The sequence below is a fragment of the Actinomadura darangshiensis genome (assembly GCF_004349235.1).
GTDB lineage: Bacteria > Actinomycetota > Actinomycetes > Streptosporangiales > Streptosporangiaceae > Spirillospora > Spirillospora darangshiensis.
The window spans coordinates 1-4799 of the sequence record NZ_SMKY01000461.1 but is presented as its reverse complement, the minus strand read 5'-3'; the positions used below and the strand labels follow the sequence as shown (position 1 = coordinate 4799).

4 protein-coding genes are annotated in these 4799 nt (G+C 72.6%); 3 read left to right on the top strand and 1 reads right to left on the bottom strand.

The window, feature by feature from the left end:
* Positions 1 to 179 precede the first annotated feature (179 nt).
* The gene (locus E1293_RS44560) at positions 180 to 1043 is read right to left on the bottom strand and encodes an Fpg/Nei family DNA glycosylase (protein WP_132205824.1); all 864 of its coding nucleotides are present in this window, start codon (positions 1041 to 1043) and stop codon (positions 180 to 182) included.
* A gap of 200 nt (positions 1044 to 1243) precedes the next feature.
* On the opposite strand from E1293_RS44560, the gene E1293_RS44555 reads away from it, so the two are divergent.
* From E1293_RS44555 to E1293_RS44545, 3 genes are all read left to right on the top strand, one after another.
* Entirely contained in the window at positions 1244 to 1450 is a 207-nt protein-coding gene (locus E1293_RS44555) for a heavy-metal-associated domain-containing protein (RefSeq protein ID WP_132205822.1), read from the top strand.
* A 61-nt stretch (positions 1451 to 1511) separates the two neighbouring features.
* Entirely contained in the window at positions 1512 to 2453 is a 942-nt protein-coding gene (locus tag E1293_RS44550) for a hypothetical protein (RefSeq protein WP_132205820.1), read from the top strand.
* Positions 2454 to 2484: 31 nt separating this feature from the next.
* Positions 2485 to 4728, top strand: a complete 2244-nt coding sequence (locus E1293_RS44545; RefSeq protein WP_132205818.1) for a heavy metal translocating P-type ATPase — start codon at positions 2485 to 2487, stop codon at positions 4726 to 4728.
* Positions 4729 to 4799 lie beyond the last annotated feature (71 nt).

Below are 4799 nucleotides of genomic sequence, written 5' to 3'. Positions count from 1 at the left end.
GGCGCGTACGGCTGGGCGGGCGCGGGGCCCGGGTGGGCCGGCGGGCCGTAGCCGGGCGCGTAGGGGCCGCCAGGGCCTGGCTGCGCAGGGTAAGGCGGGTAGCCCATGGCGGCTCCTGAGCAAGGGGGGAGGCGTGATCTCCCGGCTCACGATACGCCGCCCGGCCACCGGGAACCGCCCTATTTGAGCAGCCGGGACATGCGCCGGTCGGCGAGCGGCTTGCCGCCGGTCTGGCAGGTCGGGCAGTACTGGAGGGCCGAGTCGGCGAACGACACCTCGCGGACCGTGTCGCCGCAGACCGGGCATTTCTGGCCGGCCTTGCCGTGCACGCGCAGGCCGGTCTTCTTCTCGCCCTTGAGGTCCTGCGCTTCGAGGCCGCGCGAGCGCTCGACCGCGTCCCGGAGCGTGCCGACGATCGCCTCGTGCAGGACGGCGACGTCCTCTTCGGTGAGCGAGGAGGCGATCTTGAACGGGGACATCTTCGCGACGTGCAGCACCTCGTCGGAGTAGGCGTTGCCGATGCCCGCGATGATCTTCTGGTCGCGGAGCAGGCCCTTGATCTGGCTGCGCTTGCCGTTCACGATGCCCGCCAGGGCCTGGACGGTGAACGCGTCGTCCAGGGGGTCGGGGCCGAGCGAGGCCACGCCCGGCACGTCGTCCGGATCTCGGACGAGGTAGACCGCGAGCTTCTTCTTCGTGCCGGCCTCGGTGAGGTCGAAGCCGGAGCCGTCGTCCAGGTGGACGCGCAGGGCGAGCGGGTTCTTGCCCCCGGGCCGGACGGGCCTGGCCGGGATCTCGTCCCGCCAGCGCAGCCAGCCGGCGCGGGCGAGGTGGATCACCAGGTGCAGTCCGTCGACGTCCAGGTCGAGGAACTTGCCGTGCCGGCCCGCGCCGGTGACGGTCAGCCCGCCCAGCGAGGTCACCGGCGGGTCGTAGGTCTTCAGCGCGGAGATGGCGAGAACATCGACGCGGGCGACCGCATGGCCGACCACGCGCTCCCTCAGGAACCCCGCCAGCGCCTCTACCTCAGGTAGCTCAGGCATGGGTTCAGTATCCGCGAAGAGCCGGGCCGCCGGAACGTCGTCCACAGCCCTGTGGACACCTGTGGACAACCCTGGGGACGAGTGTGACCGGGATCTCGAAATGCACCCATACCCCCTAGGGGTTGTCACGGGCGTCGGGCCATGGCAGCATGAGCCTCATCAGATACCCCCATGGGGTAAGAATCGAAGGAGACGCCGAGATGAGCACCGCCACCTACACCGTCACCGGGATGACCTGCGGCCACTGCGTGAGCTCGGTGACCGAGGAGGTCCAGGAGATCACCGGCGTGACCGGCGTGGACGTCGACCTCCCGTCCGGCAAGGTCACCGTCACCAGCCAGGCCCCGCTCGACGACGCCCGGGTCAGGGCCGCCGTCGAAGACGCCGGATACCAGCTGACCTCATGAGCGGCACGCGCCTCGCCTGCGGGCGGGGGGCGCCCTCGACCATCGAGCGGAGTGAATCGGCATGAACAGCGCGACAAGGCTGGGGGCCTACGCCGTGGGCCTGGCCGTCGTCTTCGGCGGCGCCGCGGGCATCGGGAAGGTCGTCGGCCCCGTCGGCGGCACCGCGGAGATGGCGTCCCACGGGAGCGGCGGCGGTCACGGAGCGGGCGGGCACGAGGGCATGGCGGCCCAGGCACCGGGCGGCCTCCAGGTGTCCGAGGACGGCTACACGCTGACCCCGCAGCGGACGACCGTCGCCCCCGGCGAGAAGACGGACTTCCGGTTCACCATCAACGGACCGGACGGCCGGCCCGTCACGGGCTTCCAGCCCCTGCACGGCAAGCGGCTCCACCTGATCGTCGCGCGGCGCGACCTGTCCGGCTTCCAGCACCTGCACCCGACGCAGCTCGGCGGCGGCGTCTGGACCGTCCCGCTGACGCTGGCGAAGCCCGGCGTGTACCGGTTCTTCACCGACATCCAGCCGGCCGGCGCGAAGCGGCAGCTCACGCTCGGCACGGACGTCTTCGCCCCCGGCGACCTGCGGCCCGCGCCGCTGCCGAAGCCCGCGCAGGTCGCGAAGGTGGACGGCTACGAGGTGAAGCTCACCGGCGGACTCGCTCCCGGCACGTCCACCGAGCTCACCCTCACCGTGAGCAAGGACGGCGAGCCGGTCACCGACCTTCAGCCCTACCTTGAGGCGTACGGGCACCTCGTCGCGCTGCGGCAGGGCGACCTCGCCTACCTCCACGTCCACCCGGACGGGGAGCCCGGCGACGGCACGACGCCGTCCGGCCCCGGCATCACGTTCTTCGCCGAGGCGCCCAGTTCCGGCGCGTACCGCCTCTACCTGGACTTCAAGCACGACGGCAAGGTCCGGACCGCCGAGTTCACGGTCCACGCCGGAAACGCCCGGGTGCCCGAGCAGGGCGAGCCGGGCCACGACGACCAGCCCCACACCCACTGAGTTCCGCACGATCGAGGCAGAGGAGGACGCGATGAGCACGGACACCGAGTCCGGGCGGATCGAGCTGGCGATCGGCGGTATGACGTGCGCGTCGTGCGCCAACCGCATCGAGCGGAAGCTCAACAAGCTGGACGGCGTGACCGCGACGGTCAACTACGCCACCGAGAAGGCCCGGGTCGAGTTCCCCGAGGGGGTATCCCCCGAGGACCTGGTCGCCACCGTCGAGAAGGCCGGCTACAGCGCCGAGCTGCCCGCCCCGCCGTCCGGGCCGCGGGACCGGCCGGAGCCGGACGACGGCCTGCGGCCGGTGCGGCAGCGGCTGATCACCGCGGTGGTGCTGTCGGTCCCGGTGATCGCGATGGCGATGATCCCGGCGATCCAGTTCGAGGCGTGGCAGTGGCTGTCGCTGACGCTGGCCGCCCCGGTCGTGGTGTACGCGGGCTGGCCGTTCCACAAGGCCGCGGCGGTCAACCTGCGGCACGGCGCCGCGACCATGGACACGCTGATCTCCCTCGGCACCCTCGCCGCGTTCGCCTGGTCGCTGTGGGCGCTGTTCTTCGGCACCGCCGGCGAGCTGGGCATCAAGCACGGGTTCGAGTTCTCGATGACCCGCTCGGACGGGTCGATGAACGTCTACTTCGAGGCCGCGGCCGGTGTGATCATGTTCATCACGGCCGGCCGGTACTTCGAGACGCGGTCCAAGCGCCGCGCCGGCGCCGCGCTGCGCGCCCTGCTGGAGCTCGGCGCCAAGGAGGTCTCGGTCCTGCGGGACGGGCGCGAGGAGCGCGTCCCCGTCGACCGGCTGGCCGTGGGCGAGGTGTTCGTCGTCCGTCCCGGCGAGAAGATCGCCGCGGACGGGACGGTCGAGGAGGGCTCGTCCGCGGTGGACGCGTCCATGCTGACCGGCGAGTCGGTCCCGGTCGAGGTCGGGCCCGGCGACACCGTGGCGGGCGCGACCGTGAACGCGGGCGGCCGGCTGCTCGTCCGGGCCACCCGGGTCGGCTCCGACACGCAACTCGCGCAGATGGCGCGGCTCGTCGAGGACGCGCAGACCGGCAAGGCGCAGGTGCAGCGGCTCGCCGACCGGATCTCGGGCGTCTTCGTCCCGATCGTGATCGCGCTCGCGCTCGGCACGCTCGGCTTCTGGATCGGCACCGGCGAACCGCTCGCCGGCGCGTTCACCGCCGCCGTCGCCGTGCTGATCATCGCCTGCCCGTGCGCCCTCGGCCTCGCCACCCCGACCGCCCTCATGGTCGGGACGGGACGCGGCGCGCAGCTCGGCATCCTGATCAAGGGCCCGGAGGTGCTGGAGTCCACCCGCCGGGTCGACACGGTCGTCCTGGACAAGACCGGCACCGTCACCACCGGCCGGATGGCCCTGGCCGGCGTCCACACCGCCGACGGCGTCTCCGAGGACGAGGTGCTCCGCCTGGCGGGCGCGCTGGAGAACGCCTCCGAGCACCCCATCGCCCAGGCGATCGCCCGGGGGGCCGTGGAACGGGTCGGTGCGCTGGGCACGGTCGAGGACTTCGCCAGCATCGAGGGCCTCGGCGTCCAGGGGATGGTGGACGGTCACGGCGTCCTCGCGGGACGTCCGCAGTTGCTCGCCGAGTGGTCGCAGCACCTCACGTCCGACCTCGAACGCGCCATGGAGAAGGCCCAGGCGCTCGGCCACACCGCCGTCGCGGTGGGCTGGGACGGCGAGGCCCGCGCGGTGGTCACCGTCGCGGACCAGGTCAAGCCGACCTCGCGAGAGGCGATCGTCCGGCTGCGGGCGCTCGGGCTGCGTCCCGTCCTGCTGACGGGCGACAACGAGACGGTGGCCCGCACGGTCGCGGACGCGGTCGGCATCGACGAGGTCATCGCCGAGGTCCTGCCCCAGGACAAGGTGGACGTCGTCAAGCGCCTCCAGTCCGAAGGCCGCACGGTGGCGATGGTGGGCGACGGGGTCAACGACGCCGCCGCGCTCGCCCAGGCCGACCTGGGCCTGGCCATGGGCACCGGGACGGACGTGGCGATCGAGGCGTCCGACCTGACCCTGGTGCGCGGCGACCTGCGCGCCGCCGCCGACGCGATCCGGCTGTCCCGGCGCACGCTCCGCACGATCAAGGGCAACCTGTTCTGGGCGTTCGCCTACAACGTGGCGGCCATCCCGCTGGCGGCGTCCGGCCTGCTCGTCCCGATGATCGCCGGCGGCGCGATGGCGTTCTCCTCGGTCTTCGTGGTCAGCAACAGCCTCCGCCTCCGCCGCTTCAAGGCCCTGACGACAGACTGATCCACCGGCACGCGCGGCCCCCGGCACCCGGGGGCCGCGTTTGTCGTGTCAGGGGCGGAGGGCTGTCTCTT

Excerpts from the sequence above, each read along its gene's own strand:
- E1293_RS44550 (WP_132205820.1), top strand. The coding sequence starts at position 1,512 with ATGAACAGCGCGACAAGGCTGGGGGCCTACGCCGTGGGCCTGGCCGTC.
- E1293_RS44545 (WP_132205818.1), top strand. The coding sequence starts at position 2,485 with ATGAGCACGGACACCGAGTCCGGGCGGATCGAGCTGGCGATCGGCGGT.
- E1293_RS44560 (WP_132205824.1), bottom strand. The coding sequence starts at position 1,043 with ATGCCTGAGCTACCTGAGGTAGAGGCGCTGGCGGGGTTCCTGAGGGAG.
- E1293_RS44555 (WP_132205822.1), top strand. The coding sequence starts at position 1,244 with ATGAGCACCGCCACCTACACCGTCACCGGGATGACCTGCGGCCACTGC.